Source organism: Blastochloris sulfoviridis (assembly GCF_008630065.1).
GTDB lineage: Bacteria > Pseudomonadota > Alphaproteobacteria > Rhizobiales > Xanthobacteraceae > Blastochloris > Blastochloris sulfoviridis.
In genome coordinates, this window is record NZ_VWPL01000010.1 from 100,200 (window position 1) to 115,863 (window position 15,664).

Consider the following 15,664-nt stretch of genomic DNA (forward strand, 5'->3'; position numbering starts at 1 on the left):
CGGCCGCGTGGTGTTCGGTCGCTCAAAGCCTAGCAAGAGCCGTGCCGCGAGTGACGAAAGAGAGGCTGTCGTCCCGGGCAAGCGTGCGAAGCGCGCGCGACCCGGGACCGTTTTCAGGAAGGGGTTTCCCATCCTGCAGCCGATCCCGGGTCTCGGCTTCGCCTCGCCCGGGATGACGGAGCCCCGTTCACCGCGTCAGGTCGAACGACACGTCCTTGCCGGGCTGCGAGGCGTCGGCATCGAGCTTGTCGAACACCTTGTCGAGGATCGACGTCAGGACGCGCAGGCCGCCCTGGTAGCCGATCACCGGGAAGCGGTGGTGGTGGTGACGGTCGAAGATCGGGAAGGCGAGGCGCACCAGCGGAATGCCGGTGTCCTTCTGCAGGAACTTGCCGTAGGAGCTGCCGATCTGCAGGTCGACCGGCTCGGTGAACAGGATCGAGCGCAGGTGCCACAGGTCCTTGCCGGCCCACACGTTGCAGTCCTTGCCGAACGGCGAGGAAGCGAGCAGCTTCTTCATGTCCTCGCCCCAGGCGGTGGTGCCGTTGGTGGCGAGGCAGTGCGTCGGCTCGCCGCCCGTCTCCATCACGAAGCGGGCCATCGAGTAGACGAAGTCCGGATCGCCGAAGATCGCGTACTTCTTGCCGTGCAGGTAGGACTGGCTGTCGGCGATGGCGTCGACGAGGCGGCCACGCTCCTTGGTGATCGAGTCCGGGATCGCCTTGCCGGAGAGCTCGGAGATCTTCATCAGCAGGTCGTCGGTGGCGCCGACGCCGAGCGGATAGTTGAAGCTCGCGGTCTCCTGGCCCGCCTCGGCGGCGTAGTCGAGCGTCTTGCGCGAGCACCAGTGCTGCAGCGAGATCGTCGCCTTGGCATTGAGCGCGTCGGCGACGTCCGCCAGCTTGGTGCCGCCGTCATACATGCGGAACTCGCCGTCGGAGGGCGTGTCGAACTGGTCGGACGCGTCCTGGATCAGCGTGTATTCCACGCCCATCTCGTCGAGGATGCGCTTCAGCTCGCGATTGTTGCCGACGCAGAAGCCGTCGAAGCCCGGGATGATGTTGATCTTGGCGTTGACGGTGCGGGTCTTGCCCTTCCAGAAGTGCTCCAGGATGCCCTTCACCGCCACGTCGTAGCCGTCGACATGGCTGCCGACGAAGGCCGGGGTGTGGGCGAACGGCACGGAGTAGTCCTCCGGCACCGAGCCCTTCTGGCGCGCGGTCTCGATGAAGGCGTGCAGGTCGTCGCCGATGACTTCCGCCATGCAGGTGGTCGAGACCGCCAGCATCTTCGGCGCGTAGAGCTTGTAGGCGTTGGCCAGGCCGTCGATCATGTTGTTGAGGCCGCCGAACACCGCCGCGTCCTCGGTCATCGAGGTGGAGACCGCCGAGCACGGCTCCTTGAAGTGGCGCGACAGGTGCGAGCGATAGTAGGAGACGCAGCCCTGCGAGCCGTGCACGACCGACAGCGTGCCCTCGAAGCCGGCGGCGGCGAACACCGCGCCCAGCGGCTGGCAGGCCTTCGCCGGGTTGATCACCGCCGCCTCGCGGGCGAGGTTCTTCTCGCGGTATTCCCAGCCCTTGAGATAGTCGGCCTGCTTCGCGACGGCGTCGGCGGAGCTGGGGCACTCGAACTGCTCGCGCTTGCGCGCAAACATTTCCTGGTATTCGGGCTCGTGGAATAGCTTTGCGTGGTCGAGCACCTTTTCGGCGGACTGCGGCATGGACGTGATCCTTCTCTCACAGCGGCCGCGCCAGACGGCGGCACGCAGCGGATGCATTGCTTTGGCACTGGCGCATTCTCCGCAAAGGCGCGAACCGGTCTTGCGAACGAGAATGCGTCAACTCGAACCTTGTGGCGGCCGGCGCGATGAGCGCGCCGCGTCGGCCGCTTGATGCCTGTCGAAGCGGCGCCGGTTATTCGGCGGCTTCGAGGAATTTCTGATCCGCCTTCTTCCACGGCGGATCGAACAGGCCCCACACCGGATTGTTGATGGCCAGATCCATGTCGCGGGCGAAGATCGCGAAGCCGTCATAGCCGTGGTACGGACCCGAATAGTCCCACGAATGCATCTGGCGGAACGGAATGCCCATCTTCTGGACCGGATACTTCTCCTTGATGCCGGAGCCGACGAGGTCGGGCCGGATCTTCTCGACGAACTTCTCCAGCTCGTAGCCGGTGACGTCGTCATAGATCAGCGTGCCGGCGTTCACGTAATGACCGGTGCGCTGGTAATCGTCGTTGTGGGCGAACTCGTAGCCGGTGCCGACGATCTCCATGCCGAGGTCGGTGTAGGCATCGACGACGTGGCGCGGGCGCAGGCCGCCGACGTACAGCATCACCGACTTGCCTTCGAGCCGCGGCTTGTACTTGGCCAGCACCGCATCGACCATCGGCTGGTACTTGGCGATGACCTTTTCCGCGTTCGCCTCGATCTCGGGGCCGAACTGCTTGGCGATCTTGCGCAGGGACGCCGCGATCTGGCTCGGGCCGAAGAAGTTGTATTCGAGCCAGTGGACGCCGTGCTTCTCTTCCATGTGCCGGCAGATGTAGTTCATCGACCGGTAGCAGTGGATGAGGTTGAGCTTGGCCTTCGGCGCGCGCTCCATCTCGGCCAGCGTCGCGTCGCCCGACCACATGCCGATGACGCGCAGCCCGATCTCTTCGAGCAGCCGGCGCGAGGCCCAGGCGTCGCCGCCGATATTGTAGTCGCCGATGATGTTGACGTCGTACGGCGTGGTCTCGAACTCGATCGCCTTCTTGTCGAGCACCCAGTCGCGGATGGTGTCGTTGGCGATGTGGTGGCCGAGCGACTGCGACACGCCGCGGAAGCCCTCGCAGCGCACCGGGATGATCGTCTTGTTGATTTCCTTGTTCTTCTTCTTGGCCACCGCCTCGATGTCGTCGCCGATCAGGCCGACCGGGCATTCCGACTGGATGGTGATGCCCTTGGAGAGCGGGAACATCACTTCCAGCTCGTCGATGATCTTTTCGAGCTTCTTGTCGCCGCCGAACACGATGTCGCGCTCCTGGAAGTCGGAGGTGACATGCAGGGTGACGAAGGCGTCGACACCCGTGGTGCCGTTGTAATAGTTGCGGCGCTGGGAGCCGGAATAGTGGCCGCAGCCGACCGGGCCGTGGCTGATGTGGACCAGATCCTTCACCGGGCCCCACACCACGCCCTTGGAGCCGGCGTAGGCGCAGCCGCGGATGGTCATCACGCCCGGGATGGACTTGATGTTGGATTTGACGTCGCACTCGGAGAGCACGCTCTCGCCTTCGGCGGCGGTCTCTTCCGGCGCCTTGGAGACCGCGAGGTGCTTGCGGCGGCGCTTGGCGAACTTGTCGGGATAGGCGGACAGCACCTCCTCGATCAGCTTCTCGCGGAAGGCGGCGTCGTTTTCGGTGTCGCGGCTCATACTATTTCCCCTCTCGGGATCTCGGCGGATTCCGGGCCGGCCGCGTGACCGGCCCGGAGGTGATGGCTCAGCGGGCCGCGGCGGCCTTGGCAGCTTCCTTGGCGGCGAGCTCGGCGAGCTGCTGCTCCTCGGTCTTCATGATGCCGAAGTCGAGCAGCATCTGCTCCAGCTCGTCCATCGACACCGGGGTCGGGATGGTGCCCTTGCCGCAGTTGGCGTGGATCTTCTCGGCGAGCGTCCGGTACTCCTTCGCCTGCTGGCAGTTCGGCGAGTACTGGATCACCGTCTGGCGGCGCAGCTCGGCGTGCTGCACGATGTTGTCGCGCGGCACGAAGTGGATCATCTGGGTGTTGAGCCGCTTGGCCAGCGCCTCGGCGAGGTCGAGCTCGCGGTCGGTCTGGCGCTCGTTGCAGATCAGCCCGCCCAGGCGCACGCCGCCGGAGTGAGCGTACTTCAGGATGCCCTTGGAGATGTTGTTGGCGGCATAGAGCGCCATCATCTCGCCGGACATGACGATGTAGATTTCCTGCGCCTTGTTCTCGCGGATCGGCATGGCGAAGCCGCCGCACACCACGTCGCCGAGCACGTCGTAGGAGACGTAGTCGACGTCGTCATAGGCGCCGTTCTCTTCGAGGAAGTTGATGGCGGTGATGACGCCGCGGCCGGCGCAGCCGACGCCCGGCTCCGGACCGCCGGACTCGGTGCACTTGATGCCCTTGTAGCCGATCTTGAGCACGTCCTCGAGCTCGAGATCTTCCACCGAGCCGGCCTCGGCCGCGAGGCTCAGCACCGTATCCTGAAGCTTGGTGTTCAGGATCAGGCGGGTGGAGTCGGCCTTGGGATCGCAGCCGACGATGAGGATTTTCTGACCCATCTCGACCAGGGCCGCGAGCGTGTTCTGAGAGGTGGTCGACTTGCCGATACCACCCTTGCCGTAGAATGCGATCTGCCGCAGAGAAGCCATGGAGACCCCCGTGTCCTTCCGTGTGGCGCGCCCGATGCGACGCCGTTGAACCCGACGGCTCGATGCCGCCTCGCAGACCTGTAATTCAAGTCGCGTGCCAACTCGCGTCAGCCCCCCGAGACGGAGCGTTTAACGGTTCTAAATCAATGACTTGTCGGAACGACCGATCGACACATCGCCCGCCGCGGGGCTGTCAGATCTCCGACAAAACACGACACGTCTGTCGCGCACGCCGCCGACACGAAGGCGGACATTGCCGGCGATCGGCTTCGTACAATGTCGAAGACCGGCCTGCGCCGACCCAGTCTGCGCAATTGATAGGCAACGGCCCGCAAGCGCGCGGATAGCGTTGGACGGACGCGTACGAACTCGTGCACCTTGCGCCTTGCTGGCCCGCGCCTTGCTTGCTGTGGGCGGCGCGTGGTCGTCACGTCACGCAGCACGGACATCAACACGGGGGACTATTTGATGCCCAACGTCACCTTCTCTTCGCCTCGCCTGCACAAGGACGTCACCGTCTACGCCGTCGCCGGCGACCGCGGCACCGTCCTGGCGCTCGCCCAGAAGAACAACATCCCGATCCCATTCGATTGTCAGAACGGCGAGTGCGCGTCCTGCCTGATCGAGGTCGTCCCGCTGTCCGACAAGACCATGGGCATGGACCTCACCGAGAAGGAGAAGACCGTGCTGAAGTCGCTCGGCAAGATCACGCCGGAGGAGATCGCGCGCGCCGAGAACGACGACCTCCCGCCGCGCTTCCGCCTCGCCTGCCAGATGATCGTCCGCGACCAGGACATCCTGGTGCGCTTCACCGGCGAACCCGGCGGCGCGTGAGGCCAGCCCGTCGTCCCGGACGGCGCCAAGCGCCGAGCCGGGATGATGCGGGCAGAGTCTCGTAGGGCGCAATAGCGAATGCGTATTGCGCCGAGGCGACGCCGAGCGCCGAGCCGGGACCGTGAGGCCAGCCTGTCGCCCCGGCCAAGCGAAGCGCGAGCCGGGGCCGTTTTCCGGAAGTGGTGCCTTTTCTGAGCACGATCCCGGGTCTCGCTGACGCTCGCCCGGGATGATGCGGGCAGAGATCGTCGTCCCGGGCAAGGGCCGAAGGCCCGCGACCCGGGACCGTTTCCCGGAAGGGCGCCCTTTCTGCAAACGATCCCGGGTCTCGCTGACGCTCGCCCGGGACGACGAGGCACGTAGAAGCGGGAAGTCGCCGGCGATGACGGGCGCCCTACCCCGCCAGCGCCGCGAGCGCCTCGCTCAGCGGCGCGTCGATCAGCACCATCGACTGCTCTTCGACGAAGAGGCGTTCGTTGCGGGTGAGCGAGGCCTCCTCGGCCACCCAGGCATGCGGCCCAGCCGAGCGCTTGGCGATCTGGCGCGCGAAGATGCGCAGCATCTGGTCGTCGAACCGGCAGCCGAGGAACACGAAGCCGAGCGTCGCGCGCCGGGCCTTCACCACCTCGGGGATCGGCGTCTGGATGTCGATTTCCGTCAAAACCTCGACATAGTCGGAATCCGACACCAGCACGGTGCCGCGCGTGCCCACCGCGCCGTGCGGCTTGTAGAGCACGGTGGCGAACTGGCCGGCCGTGTCGGGGTCGATCTCGGTGCCCGCGGCGTCGAACGCACGGGTCCAGATGTCGCGGTTCTCGCCCGATCGCGTGATGCCCTGGATCTCGCACCAGTCGGTGCGGCCGGCATCGAGCAGCGCGGCCTGCATCGCGCCGTCGTACCAGATGTCGACGATCAGCGGCAGCGGCAGGCGCGCCAGCCGCCGATGCAGCGGCGTCGGCTCGATCTCGGGCCGGAAGATCTCGGCCATCAGCGCATTCAGCGTCTTGCGGTGGCGCCGGCTCTCGATGAATTGTGCGGTCTGCCACAGATTGTCGCGAATGCGCCCCGACACCGCCACCCGCGCGTTCAGCGCATGCGACAGCGCGATCGGCGTCGTCGGCACCGCGCAGTCCGGCCCGAACACGCCAGCGCCGAGATAGGGCACCAGTTGGCCGGCGGCAAAGCCGTCCCGGATGTCGGAAATCGTGAGCGGGGCCGGAACGCCGGTCATCTTGTCAGAGCCTCCCAAGGTCGTCAGCGATTGCGTCGCACGGCATCTTGCGTCGCACGGCATCTTGCGCGTCGTCCCGGGCAAGCGGCGAAGCCGCGCGACCCGGGATGACGAGGCCCAGGCTGTCGTCCCGGGCAAGGGCCGAAGGCCCGCGACCCGGGACCGTCTTCCGGAAGGGCGCCTTTTCTGCGCACGATCCCGGGTCTCGGCTTGCGCCTCGCCCGGGATGACGAGGCCCGCAGAAGACGATCCCGGGTCTCGCTCACGCTCGCCCGGGATGACGAGGCCCGCAGTCTCGTAGGGCGCAATAGCGACAGCGTATTGCGCCGAGGCCGACAACGGGCGGCAGGCATGGCGGAATACGCTTCGCTATTCCGCCCTACGCCCCTCGCCCGACGTCGCTCAATCGCCCATCTTCTTGGCTTCCACCGTCACCGGCAGGCGGGTGTCGGCGGGCATCTCGGGCAGCAGCAGCACCCAGCCGTTCTTCAGCTTCACCCAGCCGCCCCACAGATCCTCCTTCTCGGTCTCGACGATCGGTTCTTCGAGATCCTTCTTGGGGGCGTAGGCGGACAGGCCCTTTTCGGTCTTGCGGATCATCAGCTTCATGGATTGCGTTCCTCGGTCGCGGTCTCGGTGGCGGCTTTGTCGAGGCTGACCAGTTCCCGGCCCCGCATGCCGACAATGGTGCCGCGGTCGACGAACTCGACCGCATAGACGTAGAAGCGCTGCAGGTACGTGCCGATGTCGCGCACATAGCCGACATCGCCCTTCTTCACCAGGATCTCGCCGATGTCCTTGAGCGGATAGGTGCCGTCGTTCTTGACGTATTTGGTGGCGCACACCTTCTCGCCGGGCTTGAAGGCCGGCGGGTCGTAGACCTCGATCGCTTCGTCGGTGATCATGCCGGCGTCTTCCCAATTGAGAGGTCCGCCCAGCGGGCGCGGGCCTTGGCCTGCACCTCGGGGTCGGGATCATCGATCAGCTTCACCAGCGCCGCCGTCTCGCCGCGTTCGGCGACGACGTAGCGCACCCGCAAATCGGGGTCGGCGGCCAGCGCCAGGAGCTGCGCGGACGGCAGCCGCTCGGCGACGGCCAGCCGCACCAGCGGATTGTCGTCCACCGCCATCGCCGGCAGGAATTCCTCGCCGATGCGCTGGACCACCTCGCAGCGCACCTGCGGGTCTGGATCGCTCATGGCGATCGGCAGCGCATCCGGCGGCGCGCGCCGCACCGCCAGGATCCGCACGAGATAATCCTCGTCGCCGAACATGGCGACGAGCGTCGCACCCTCGACGCGCTGGGCGACGACGGCGCGAACCTTGCGGTCGGGATCATGCTGCAGCGGCAGGATGCGGGCGATCGGCAGCCGATAGGCCGCCATCGCCCGCACGTCCGGCTCCGGATCGGTGAGCAGCGGTGTCAGCGCGAACACGCTGGCATGCCGGGCCGCCAGCACCCGCACCTCGAAATAGGGATGATCGAGGTAGCGCGTCGCCAGATCCGGATTGGCGGCGAAGAAGTTGCCGATGCGCTTGGAGCGCCGGTCGCGGACACAGACCCGGCCGAGGTCGCAGCGACCTTCATGCCGGATCTCATCATGGGGGCAGTCGCCGCAGGACACCGGCCGGCCGAGCCAGTCGACGGTGTCCTGCTCCGGTGCCGCCCCGGCACTCATTTCGCCGGAACGCAGGTATTCGGCACAGGGCACACTGCCGCGCACTTCGGCGCCTCGCCATCGCACTCGGTGCACTTGGCGGCGTCGATGATGTAGATGTCGCCCTTCATCTTGATGGCGGCGTTCGGGCATTCGAACTCGCACGCGCCACACACGGTGCACTGCGAAGCAACGATCTTGTAGGCCATGGTTCACTCCTGTCTCAACGTTTGGGATCACGCCGATAACGCGCGCGGCGCGGCACCGAACTTCCGGGCGTAATAATCGGAAATCGCGGTCTCGATGTAGTCGTGGGCATACTCGTCGCTGACATTCAATCCAGCGCCTTCGAGTTTGCCCTTCGGGGAATCGCCGATCTTGCCGACCAGCACGAGATCGACACCCTGAAGCGCAGCGATGATCGACTCGAGAATATTAGCCTCGCCTTCGCCGTCTTTGCAGTAGGCGTCTTCCAGACGGCGCAGGCCCATGAAGGCGATTCCCTCCGGCGTCGCCCGGTAGAGCTGGAACTCGCGGGCGTGGCCGAAATGCTGGTTGACGCGGCCGCCGCCGCGCGTCGCCACCGCCACCAGCAGCTCGGCCGCCGCCGCCGTGCTGCCGAGGTTCTGCATCGCCGCCTCCTTCGCCTTCTCGCGGTCCTCGCGCTCGCGCGCCACCACGTCGCGATAGGCGTCGCGCTTGGAGGCGTCGTAGGTCACGGTCTCGGCGATCCGGTCGAGCGTGAAGGACTGGCCGCGATCCTCGCCGAGCAGCCCCACCGCGTCGGCGCGGCACTGCCGGCAATGGCGCATCAGCCTGGCGCCGCCGCCGCATTCGGCCTGCACCGCCTCAAGCTCGGCATGCGTCGGGCCGCGCTGGCCGGTGAGGCCGAAATGCGTGCCGTGCGCAGGGTCGGAGATCAGCGGCATGATGTTGTGCAGGAAGGCGCCGCGCTTGGTCACTTCCGCATTCACCGCCGGCAGGTGCGCGTCGTTGATGCCGGGGATCAGCACCGAATTGACCTTCACCAGGATGCCGCGCTTCACCAGCATCTCCAGGCCCAGCATCTGCCGCTCGTGCAGGATCTGCGACGCCTCGCGCCCGGTGTAGCGGCGGCCCTCGAAATAGATCCACGGATAGATCTTCTCGCCGATGGCGGGGTCGACCATGTTGATGGTGATGGTGACGTGGTCGACCTTCATCGCCGCCAGCTCCTCGACATGGTCGGGCAGCGCCAGGCCGTTGGTCGAGACGCACAGCTTGATGTCGGGGATGGCCTCGGACACCATTTCGAAGGTGCGCTTGGTGCGCGTCCAGTCGAACAGCGCGTCGCCCGGCCCGGCGATGCCGAGCACCGAGAGCTGCGGCACCTCGTTGGCCACCGTGACGACCTTGCGCAGCGCCTCCTCCGGGCTCAGCCGCTCGGAGACCACGCCCGGCCGGCTCTCATTGGCGCAGTCGAACTTGCGGTTGCAGTAGTGGCACTGGATATTGCAGGCGGGCGCCACGGCCACGTGCATGCGGGCGAAGAAGTGGTGCGCCTCCTCCGAATAGCACGGGTGGTCCTTGATGCGCGCCCACACGTCCGGCGGCAGGTCGGCCGGGCCGGCGTCCGAGCCGCAGGAGGTTGAAGAGCAGCCGGTCTTCGATATCGCGTCGCGCATGGCCTCGGCCGAGGTCGTCGTGGTGAGGGCATCGAGCGGGACGAAGGCCATGGCGGGCATCTCCAGGGATGGGTGCCGACATCTCCTTCAAGCAGCGTGCCATGATAGAAAATGCGTTGGTGGCAAAGGGTGTTGGGGCGATCGGACGCTGTGACGGCCGCGACATCGTGTCGGAACTCCGACAATCGCGACGTTGGGCCGACATTGAGGGTTCGATGACAGTCGCGAAACCACCAGCACCGCGCTTTCGCGTGCTAAATGGCTTTTTAACGGTCGCCTCGTCAACCCGTCGGCCTCCCGGGTAAGTTTCAGTTTATCAGCAAATTAATCTGGACAAACTCAGATGACAGCCAACTACTTCAATGATTCTCCAATCACCTCGCCCAAAGAGGATCGATTCGGTATCGACCACTTCGCCCGTGCACTCGCTGGCAGCATCAGTGAGTTAAGTACGCCGATAGGTTCGGCCATCGCGATCAATGGCCCGTGGGGGTCTGGCAAAAGCAGCGCGGTAAACCTCATACGACATCATCTCCGTTCTCTCCAAGGCGAGGACAAACTCGGCATCATCGATTTCCAGTGTTGGTGGTTTCGCGGTGAGGAGGCACTTACACTTGCCTTCTTACAAAGATTATATTCTACGCTCGAAAAAAGTCTTGGCGAAAAGGCCAAAGACCTCATTCCGAAGATCGGAAAAAAGCTCTTGCAAGCGGGCCCTGTGGTTGGACCCGCCATAAATCTCGCAACCGGCGGCGTCTGGGGTAGCCTTGTTGGCAACTCGGTAGATTTTGCGAAGCGCTTTTTCTCCGATAGCGACACTGTTGAAACGCTATTTCAGCGCTTATCCAATGCACTAGAATGTCAAAATCGACGCTTTCTTGTGATTATTGATGATATCGATAGATTAACGCCAGACGAAGCGTTATTGATATTCCGGCTAGTAAAATCGGTCGGACGTCTGCCAAATATCATGTATCTCCTTGTTTTTGATAGAGAGTTAGCGGAAAAAGCAGTTAAACAAATATACCCCTCTGAAGGCCCGCAATTTCTTGAGAAAATAATTCAAGCCAGCTTTGAGTTACCACTACCTGCGCGTGATGACCTCAACAGCGCTTTCTTGTTGGAAATAGATCGAAGGTGCGGATCACCTTGTGATGAGGAAGAAGTGCGCCGGTTTATGAACATTTTTTATGATACCGTTTCACCCTATCTCAATACGCCGCGCGATTTGGCCAGGATTTTAAATGCGATTGCAGTGAGTTGGCCGCCCGTTGCAAAGGAGGTCAATCTTGCTGATTTTGTGGGACTTGAAGTTATTCGGGTCTTCGAACCTACCATTTACAACTCAATTCGAACCAATAAAGAGCTGCTATGCGGCACTAAACCTACATATCATACAGGCGCAAAAGATAATAATATCGAATTTTTTATTGCTTTATGTCCCGAAAAATACCAAAGTAATATTAGTTGTGCATTGAAACGCCTATTCCCGCGCCTTGAGAACATTATTTACGGAACTGATTCTCTGCAGCAATGGGAGGAGCACAGACTTGTTTGCACTCAGAAGCATTTCGACACATATTTCCGGATGGCAGTTGGCGACAACACCCTTCCTATAAATGAGATAGAAAAACTTATCCAGCGCTGCGGTGATCAAGATTACGTTAAAAATACCTTCAAACATGCAATTAATGTGGTTCGCAAAAATGGCAAATCGAGAGTTCCCCTGCTGCTTGACGAACTGAATGTTCATGCTGGCAAGGTCGATAAGGCAAATTTCCAGCCGTTGATATCGGCCATTTTCGAGATTGCGGATGACATTGATCTCGCTGCCGATAAGGAGCATGGCTTCTCTATCGGGGACAATCACCTAAGAATTCACTGGCTCATTCGCAAGCTGACATTTGAACGCTGCGACTTGCCGGAGCGAAGCTCTATTTTGTGGGAGGCAACTCAAAAATCACAATTGGGATGGCTCGTCGACTTCACGCGATCAGCCATAGGAGATTATCACCCTAGGGTCGGCAGACAGCCCGAGCCGCCCGAGAAGTGCCTAATTGAAAAGAAGCGCATTGGCGAGCTCAAGGCACACGCGATAAAAATGATTGAAAATTCAGCGGAGAGCGATTGCCTTATCTCCCATCCACGCCTGTTATATATACTGTTTTGTTGGCGTGATTTCGTTGAAGACAATACAGACATCACGAGAGAATGGACAGCCAGACAGCTTTCAATCAACACTTCTGTTGCGTTGCTCGCAAAGGCTTTTACATCGGAAAGCTGGTCGCAAGGGATGGGGATGTTCGGACTCGGCGACAGGGTCGCAATACGTCACACTCAAGCCGCAGTAGATAGCCTGAATTTACTCATGGATGTAGAAGCCTTTCGCCGTCGCCTCGAAGAACTCGAAAAGAGTCAGGCACTTGAAGAGCCATATAATTCATACGTACTCACCTTCCTTGACGCTTGGCGAAAGAGGGACCGCAGGGAAGACGATTGATAAGGAACTCAACGAGACGGGGGCGTTTAATGGCAATAGCAATCTTGTCTCTCAGAACCGCTTGATCGGGATGCCGTGCTTCTTCAGCGCGTAGCCGATCTGGCGCGGCGTGATGCCGAGGATGCGTGCGGCCTTCGCCTGCACCCAGCCCGAGCGCTCCATGGCGTCGAGCAGCCGCTCGCGCTCGGCCGCGCCGCGGTGGCCGTCGAGCGGGTAAGCGTCGGGCAGCGGCTCATCGCGGACGGGCGGCGGCGGCTCCGCCTCGGCCACCGGCGCGCGGGGGTGGGTGTGGGTCTGCGGTGCCACCGGCAGCGGGATTTCCGGCAGCGGCCGGTTGCCCGAGGCTGCCGCCTGCCCCTTCCACAGCACCGACGACAGGCACTGGTCGAGCCGGCAGGCGAAATCGTCGTGGGTAATCACCGGCCCGTGGGCGAGCGTGGCGGTGCGCTGCACGCAATTCTCCAGCTCGCGCACATTGCCGGGGAAGTAGCAGTTCGACAGCACCTGGAGCGCGCCCGGCGCGAACGTCAGCTTGCGGTCGTTCTCGGCGTTGAAGCGCTCCAGGAACGCCGCGGCGAGCAGCGGAATGTCGGTCTTGCGCTCGCGCAGCGGCGGCAGCAGCAGCGGCACGACGCTGATGCGGTAGTAGAGGTCGGCGCGGAAGTCGTTGCGCGCCACCGCCTCCTCCAGATTGCGGTTGGTGGCGGTGACGATGCGCACGTCGACCTTGATGGTCTTGGTGCCGCCGACCCGCTCGAACTCGCTCTCCTGCAGCACGCGCAGCAGCTTGGCCTGGAAGGCCGGCGAGATCTCGCCGATCTCGTCGAGGAAGAACGTGCCCTTGTCGGCGAGCTCGAAGCGGCCCTTGCGCGCATTCAGCGCGCCGGTGAACGCACCCTTCTCGTGGCCGAACAGCTCTGATTCCAGCACCGACTCGGGCAGCGCGGCGCAATTGACCTTGATGAACGGGCCGTCGGCGCGCGGCGACATCTCGTGGATGGCGCGGGCGAACAGCTCCTTGCCGGTGCCGGATTCGCCGCGCAGCAGCACCGGCGAGTGCGACTTGGCGACGATCTCGATCTTGCGCAGCACCGAGCGGATGGCCGGGCTGTCGCCGACGATGCCGCCGACCTTGACGGGCTTGCCGCTGTCGGGCGGCACCTTGAACTCGGAGAGCTGCTTCTGCAGCCGGTGGGTCTCGGCGATCAGCCGGTCGCGGTCGCGCGCCACCACGCGGTGGAGCTGCACGGTCTGGCCGATGAGGTTGGCGACCATGGTGAGGAAGCGCACATCGACGTCGAAGCGGAACACCGCCTTGCCGTCCCAGATGCGGTCGATGGTCAGCGTGCCCACCACCTTGGCGCCGATGCGGATCGGCACGCCGATGAAGGAGACGGTGGAGGCGTCGTCGCCGCCCTGCATGGCGGCAATGTCGGCTTCGCTGAACAGCGGATGGCCGGCGATGTTCTGGGCCACCAGCGGCACGCCGGTGGCGATGATCTGGCCGACCGCCAGTTCCGGCAGGCGGGCGCGGTAGCGCGCGTCCGACCCCTCGCTCCAGCCGGCGCCGACCACGATGTCGGGCACGCCGTCGTCGGCGAGCAGCGAGATGATGCCGTGGCGCATCTGCATGAAGGACCACAGAAGGCCCATCACGTTGGACAGCGTGGTCTCCAGCCGGTTCGGCGAGGCCAGGATCTTCGAGATCTCGTAGACGCCGGTGAGCGCGATCTCGCTGAACGGCACGGAAGCACCTGCAGTTGCGTGCGACGTCGGGACGAGAACATCAAGGGGACCGTGGTTCATCGTTTCATTCCCGTCGCTCGTGGGCGCTTCGCTCCCCCGTTGTTATGTTTGTTCGGTGCATGTTGGATTTTAAAATACATTCAAATTGACGTTTTGTCTTGTCCGTTATGCCTGCAGCCCGTCACGCCCCCGTGCGGGCTGCAGGCATTGTTGCAGGCGATACTGTGACTTTGTCGGAATCATATCCGCTGTCCCGCCGATTTGGCGATGGCCGCTGCCATCACACTCACGGCATTATACGTAGTCCCGCTGCCTATTCGACGCCCTTCCGTCGAGAAGGTTCCCGGCCGGCAGGCCGGTCCGGGCGCTCCCTGTCTACAGATGCTGTCCGCCATTGATTTCGATCTCCGTGCCGGTGACGTAGCTCGATGCGTCGGAGCACAGGAAATAGATCACCTCCGCCACCTCCTCCGGTGTGCCGATCCGTCGCATCGGGATGGTGGGCGCCAGCCGCTCGGCGGTTTCCGGCGATAGAATTTCGGTCTTGATCTCGCCCGGGGCAATCGCGTTGACCCGGATGCCGTGCGGGGCGAAATCGTGGGCCATCTCGCGAGTCAGGCAGGCCAGCGCCGCCTTGGAGGTGGCGTAGGCGGTCCCGGCGAAGGGATGGACGCGCGAGCCGACGATCGAGGTGACGTTGACCACGCTGCCGCGCGCCGCCGCCAGCTCCTCGAACAGGCCGCGCGCCAGCAGCATGGGCGCGAGGAAATTCACCTGGATCACCTGCAGCCAGGTATCCACCGGCGTCACCAGCGAGCTCATCCGCCGCCCTTCCTCGGTCTTGGGCGACACGCCGGCATTGTTGACCAGCGCGTGCAGCGGCTTGCCGCCAAGCTTGGCCTTGATGTCGTGGATGGCGAGCTGCAGCGCCCGGCGGTCGGACAGGTCGACCTGCACATGGTCGTCCGGCCCCTCCTCCCACGGGCAGCGCTGGCGGTTGAAGGGCTGGCGCGAGCAGGTGATGATCCGCCAGCCGGTCTCCGAGAAGCGGCGCACCGTGGCGTGGCCGATGCCGCGCGAGGCGCCGGTCAGCACCATGGTCCGGCCGAGGTCGGGCAGCGCGTGCGGGTGGGCGTGCGGATGGCCCTCGGCGTGGGCGTGCATCGCCGCCGGGTCCGCCGAATGGACCGGGCAGCCGCCGCCCGCGGCCGGGGCCGGCCCGTGAACGGATGGCGCTTGAACGGATGGCGCTTGAACGGGCGTCTGCGCGGATGGCGCGTGCGCGGACGATGCGTGCGCGGATGACGGGCAGCCGGGCGGCCGATCGGCCGATGCGAGGGCCGGAGCGGACGGCGGGGCGGGGGGAGCGTCGGTCACGGCCTCAGTCCTGCGCTGCGGACCGCCGTTCCCCGGCGGTCCGTGATGCGGTTTCCGGCCGATCCCTTCGGGATACCGGAAACGGTCTCTCCGAAAGATCCTTGTTCGACAACGGGATCTTCGGCGATCTGAATGCGGTTTCCGGCCCTGTAGGCCGGAAACCGCATGAAGGGATCATGACGGGTTTTCACGACAAGCGAATATCAGCCGAAGCAATTTCCACACCAGATGGGCGATGTTTGGGCGGCGGCGGCGCGCGCGGGCTCCCTGAC

General features: G+C 63.9%; 13 protein-coding genes. 2 read left to right on the forward strand and 11 right to left on the reverse strand.

Features of this window, described 5'->3' with window-relative positions; translation table 11 throughout:
• Window positions 1–187: 187 nt before the first annotated feature.
• The 3 genes from nifK to nifH form a co-directional block, all read right to left on the reverse strand.
• Window positions 188–1,723 (reverse strand): nitrogenase molybdenum-iron protein subunit beta, encoded by a 1,536-nt coding sequence (gene nifK, locus F1193_RS07825; protein WP_150097120.1) that lies wholly within the window; start codon window positions 1,721–1,723, stop codon window positions 188–190.
• 193 nt (window positions 1,724–1,916) lie between these two features.
• Window positions 1,917–3,419 (reverse strand): nitrogenase molybdenum-iron protein alpha chain, encoded by a 1,503-nt coding sequence (gene nifD, locus F1193_RS07830; RefSeq protein WP_150097121.1) that lies wholly within the window; start codon window positions 3,417–3,419, stop codon window positions 1,917–1,919.
• Window positions 3,420–3,486: 67 nt separating this feature from the next.
• Complete coding sequence (nifH, locus tag F1193_RS07835) at window positions 3,487–4,383, reverse strand: nitrogenase iron protein (RefSeq protein ID WP_150097122.1); 897 nt, start codon at window positions 4,381–4,383, stop codon at window positions 3,487–3,489.
• 468 nt (window positions 4,384–4,851) lie between these two features.
• Here nifH and F1193_RS07840 point away from each other — a divergent pair, with 468 nt between their 5' ends.
• Window positions 4,852–5,217, forward strand: a complete 366-nt coding sequence (locus tag F1193_RS07840; RefSeq protein ID WP_150097123.1) for a 2Fe-2S iron-sulfur cluster-binding protein — start codon at window positions 4,852–4,854, stop codon at window positions 5,215–5,217.
• 394 nt (window positions 5,218–5,611) lie between these two features.
• Here the strand turns inward: F1193_RS07840 and F1193_RS07845 are convergent, their stop codons facing one another.
• The 6 genes from F1193_RS07845 to nifB all read right to left on the reverse strand — a co-directional run bounded on the left by F1193_RS07845 (window position 5,612) and on the right by nifB (window position 9,820).
• On the reverse strand, window positions 5,612–6,448 hold the full coding sequence (locus F1193_RS07845; protein WP_150097124.1) for an SIR2 family NAD-dependent protein deacylase: 837 nt from the start codon (window positions 6,446–6,448) through the stop codon (window positions 5,612–5,614).
• 402 nt (window positions 6,449–6,850) lie between these two features.
• Window positions 6,851–7,057: a putative nitrogen fixation protein NifT gene (gene nifT, locus F1193_RS07850; protein WP_150097125.1), complete on the reverse strand. Its 207-nt coding sequence runs from the start codon at window positions 7,055–7,057 to the stop codon at window positions 6,851–6,853.
• Window positions 7,054–7,353: a nitrogen fixation protein NifZ gene (locus F1193_RS07855; RefSeq protein WP_150097126.1), complete on the reverse strand. Its 300-nt coding sequence runs from the start codon at window positions 7,351–7,353 to the stop codon at window positions 7,054–7,056. Before F1193_RS07855 ends, nifT begins: the two co-directional genes overlap by 4 nt.
• Window positions 7,350–8,126: a 4Fe4S-binding leucine-rich repeat protein gene (locus F1193_RS07860; RefSeq protein WP_150097127.1), complete on the reverse strand. Its 777-nt coding sequence runs from the start codon at window positions 8,124–8,126 to the stop codon at window positions 7,350–7,352. The genes F1193_RS07855 and F1193_RS07860 overlap by 4 nt, the downstream gene beginning before the upstream one ends.
• A complete protein-coding gene (locus F1193_RS07865; RefSeq protein ID WP_150097128.1) occupies window positions 8,123–8,314 on the reverse strand; it encodes a 4Fe-4S dicluster domain-containing protein in 192 nt (63 codons plus the stop codon). The genes F1193_RS07860 and F1193_RS07865 overlap by 4 nt, the downstream gene beginning before the upstream one ends.
• Before the next feature lie 27 nt (window positions 8,315–8,341).
• A complete protein-coding gene (nifB, locus tag F1193_RS07870) occupies window positions 8,342–9,820 on the reverse strand; it encodes a nitrogenase cofactor biosynthesis protein NifB (RefSeq protein WP_425457217.1) in 1,479 nt (492 codons plus the stop codon).
• 292 nt (window positions 9,821–10,112) lie between these two features.
• Here nifB and F1193_RS07875 point away from each other — a divergent pair, with 292 nt between their 5' ends.
• A complete protein-coding gene (locus F1193_RS07875) occupies window positions 10,113–12,269 on the forward strand; it encodes a KAP family P-loop NTPase fold protein (RefSeq protein ID WP_150097130.1) in 2,157 nt (718 codons plus the stop codon).
• Between the two features lie 51 nt (window positions 12,270–12,320).
• Here F1193_RS07875 and nifA read toward each other — a convergent pair whose 3' ends face one another.
• Window positions 12,321–14,075, reverse strand: coding sequence for a nif-specific transcriptional activator NifA (nifA, locus tag F1193_RS07880; RefSeq protein WP_150097131.1), 1,755 nt, complete (start codon window positions 14,073–14,075; stop codon window positions 12,321–12,323).
• Window positions 14,076–14,390: 315 nt separating this feature from the next.
• On the reverse strand, window positions 14,391–15,179 hold the full coding sequence (locus tag F1193_RS07885) for an SDR family NAD(P)-dependent oxidoreductase (protein WP_150097132.1): 789 nt from the start codon (window positions 15,177–15,179) through the stop codon (window positions 14,391–14,393).
• Window positions 15,180–15,664: the final 485 nt, after the last annotated feature.